Origin of the sequence: Nostoc cf. edaphicum LEGE 07299, assembly GCF_015207245.1 — a bacterium.
GTDB classification, from domain to species: Bacteria; Cyanobacteriota; Cyanobacteriia; order Cyanobacteriales; family Nostocaceae; genus Nostoc; species Nostoc edaphicum_B.
The window spans coordinates 1-3,422 of record NZ_JADEXF010000693.1 but is presented as its reverse complement, the minus strand read 5'-3'; the positions used below and the strand labels follow the sequence as shown (position 1 = coordinate 3,422).

Here is a 3,422-nt window from a genome sequence, read left to right as displayed (position 1 = left end):
AGCACTCAGCACTCAGCACTCAGAACTCAGCACTCAGCACTCAGAACTCAGCACTCAGCACTCAGCACTCAGCACTCTTAACTAATTGCACCCCTGGCTGTCAAACGATAAACAAACGCTTTCACAGCAAACGCTGGCAAAGCCAACATCCGCCGCCAGCGCCAAGGTTCTTGATAAAGGCGATACAACCATTCCAAATTATTATTTCCTAACCAGGCGGGAGCGCGAGTTTTAGTTCCCGACCAAATATCAAAACTGCCACCAACGCCAATCCAAATTGCTTGGGGACACAAATGGCGATTTTCGGCAATCCATAACTCTTGACGCGGCACTCCCAAACCAACAAAAATCACTTGTGGCTGCAATTGAGCCAGAGTTTGTCGCAGTTGTGCTTCTTCTTCTGGAGAATGGTAGCCTGAGTGAGTGCCGACTATACTCAAATCTGGAATTTGCTGCTGCCAAAAATCTGCCGCATTTGCGGCCACTCTAGGCGCTCCCCCATAGAAAAATATCTTTGTCCCTTTCTTCTGTTGCCCAAGTGCTTGCAAAAGTTTTTCTGCTAATTCAATCCCTGGAAAACGCTGCACTTTTTGCCATAACAGCCATCGTAAATACAGAACAACCCCAGCTCCATCTGGAATCACCAGTTCAGCATTTTTAATCACGTGAGCTAATAATTGATTTCGCTCTGCCTGCATAGTCATTTCTGCATTGAGCGTTACGACATGAGTTCCTCTGCCTGTGTGCAGGCATTCTAACAACCAGCCTGGATAGTCAGCCATCACATGAACTGGTATTCCCAACACTGAAAATGCTTGATTGCCGTTAGACATAGCCTATTCTTAAGTAATACTCACACCAGATTTTGCATGAATGTTAAGTTTATCAAATTTTTTTATATTAGAACTTAGGCAAAAGAGATTCCCCTTTGCCCTACAACGAGAGTAAGCATAATTAAACTAAATAGACATAATAGTGAACAAGAATGTATATACGCAGCCCTGCTACGTATATATAAGGGTTTTAGATAACACATAATTAATTTCACTCCTCTGTCTATTAATCTTGGGCGCTTGTACTTGGGCTGAACCAGTCCAACTTTTATTGTTAAAGTGTAATATTCACTCAGTATAAAACGCTCAACTCGCAACTCTGGTTCCGGGAATAAAAGCCCCCATTATACTGCTTGCAGCTAGTGTGGGAGTATGTCACGAAACTCGACTTTATGGTTATAGTGTAACGGGCTGAAGTTGGCTATGAGTAAAATTCGTATCGCTCTGATTGAAGACCATGACCTAACTCGTGTGGGTATTCGTACAGCACTACAGCAAAAGGATGAAATTGAAGTTGTAGGTGAAGCTGCTAATGCTGCTGATGGTCTAAAAATGTTAAAAATGCTACAACCAGATATTGCCATTGTCGATATTGGTTTACCAGATAAGGATGGCATTGAGTTAACACGGGAGGTAAAATCTACTACTAACGGCCAGCAGCTACTTACAAAAGTGTTAATTTTGACGCTGCGGGATAATAAAGAAGCGGTGTTGGCAGCTTTTGCCGCTGGTGCAGACTCTTACTGTATGAAAGATATCAAATTTGATAATTTGCTGGAAGCAGTACGAGTAACTTACAATGGCAACGCCTGGATCGATCCAGCGATCGCTCGGATTGTATTACAACAAGCGCAACAAAATCCTCAAAAGTTGGAATCGGCTTTGGTCGATTCTAAAACTATTGCTCCTAACCCAGATTCTTTTGAGAATCTGGAAGAAATTCAACCTTACACCCTGACAGAAAGGGAATTGGAAGTGTTACAGTTGATTGTCGAAGGTTGTAGTAATGCAGTAATTGCGGAAAGACTTTACATCACAGTTGGCACTGTTAAAACTCACGTTCGCAATATTTTGAATAAGCTATGTGCCGATGACCGTACCCAAGCAGCAGTCCGCGCCTTGCGTTCTGGGTTAGTTGGATAAATTTAATTTTGGTGTGGATCAATTGAGGATAATCAAGGGAAACTTACAACTTTGAAAAGTTATATTTTCCAAGTGAATGGCTTCTCTGATTTTCTCTTATTTATTAGGTGAGATAAACATCATACTATCTCGCCATTCAAATATATGAAAACAAAAGTCAAATATGGCTGAGATTGGGACGGATAAACTTAAGCTCATGGTGGTAGATGATGAGCCAGATAATCTAGATTTACTCTACCGCACTTTTAGACGAGATTTTCAAGTATATAAAGCCAATCATGCCTTTGGTGCTTTGGAAATCTTGGATCAATTTGGCGAAATGGCGGTAATTATTTCTGACCAAAGAATGCCAGAAATGAATGGGACTGAATTTTTTAGTCGCACCGTAGAACGCTTTCCAGACACGATTCGGATTTTGTTAACTGGTTTTACTGATGTCGAAGATTTGGTAGATGCGATTAACTCCGGTCAGGTATTCAAGTACATTACCAAACCCTGGAATCCAGAACGGCTGAGAAGCTTAGTTGAGCAAGCCACTGATACATATCGCCTAGTTAAGAAGCGCACCCAAGAGTTGCGTCGGGCCCTACGGCGAGAATCTTTGTTTAATGCGGTAACAACAGCAATTCGGGAATCTTTAGACTACGATAGTATGCTGCAAAAAATTGTCGCAACTATTGGAGAAACATTTGAAGCTAGCAGTTGCTTGCTCAAACCGGTAGAGGGCGATCGCCTCACACAAGACGAGTTTTTCTACCACGATCCGAAATCTGATGTATTAGATTCCTTTTTCGACTCCAGTGTTTTAATCGAAAAGGTGATGGAAACGCGTCATTATCAACTTGCTCAAGATATATATGACGGTAATCCTAGTCACCACCTAGTTGTGCCACTTAGCTACCATCAGCATTTATTGGCTGTGCTGACTCTCCACCAATGGGGACGCGATCGCCTTTGGGAAGACGAAGACATCCAACTAATTGCAGGTGTTGCCGAACAAGCAGCCTTAGCCCTCTCCCAAGCAAAACTCTACCAACGCCTCCAAGAAAAGCAACAGCAGATTCACACTGAGTTAGAGGTGGCTCGCCAAATTCAATACAATCTGCTACGCCAAAGTTTACCTGACATTAAAGGTGTGAAGGTACAAGCTTGCTGCTATCCGGCGCGCGAAGTCGGAGGCGATTTTTTTGAAGTTTTTGTCCATCCTAAAGGCGACTTGTGGTTGGCAGTGGGTGACGTTTCTGGCAAGGGCGTCCCAGCAGCTTTATTTATGGCTAGTATTATTTCAGTTTTGCGCCGAGAATTATCTCAAGAGACGCCAGCAGAGCCGAATGTGGTCATGCAGAACCTCAACCACGCTCTCAGTGAAGATTTAATTAGCAACAATTATTTTGTCACTCTTGTGTTAGCTTGTTATACCCCTAGCACTAAAGAACTGGTCTACAC

3 protein-coding genes are annotated in these 3,422 nt (G+C 42.8%); 2 read left to right on the top strand and 1 reads right to left on the bottom strand.

What is annotated here, in order from left to right; genetic code table 11:
* Positions 1-77: 77 nt before the first annotated feature.
* The gene (locus IQ229_RS19120) at positions 78-833 is read right to left on the bottom strand and encodes a WecB/TagA/CpsF family glycosyltransferase (RefSeq protein WP_194046452.1); all 756 of its coding nucleotides are present in this window, start codon (positions 831-833) and stop codon (positions 78-80) included.
* Positions 834-1,256: 423 nt separating this feature from the next.
* Between IQ229_RS19120 and IQ229_RS19115 the strand changes: the two genes are divergently transcribed.
* Positions 1,257-1,976, top strand: coding sequence for a response regulator transcription factor (locus IQ229_RS19115; protein WP_194046450.1), 720 nt, complete (start codon positions 1,257-1,259; stop codon positions 1,974-1,976).
* A gap of 163 nt (positions 1,977-2,139) precedes the next feature.
* On the top strand, positions 2,140-3,422 hold a 1,283-nt coding region (locus IQ229_RS19110), incomplete at its 3' end, for a response regulator (RefSeq protein ID WP_194046448.1).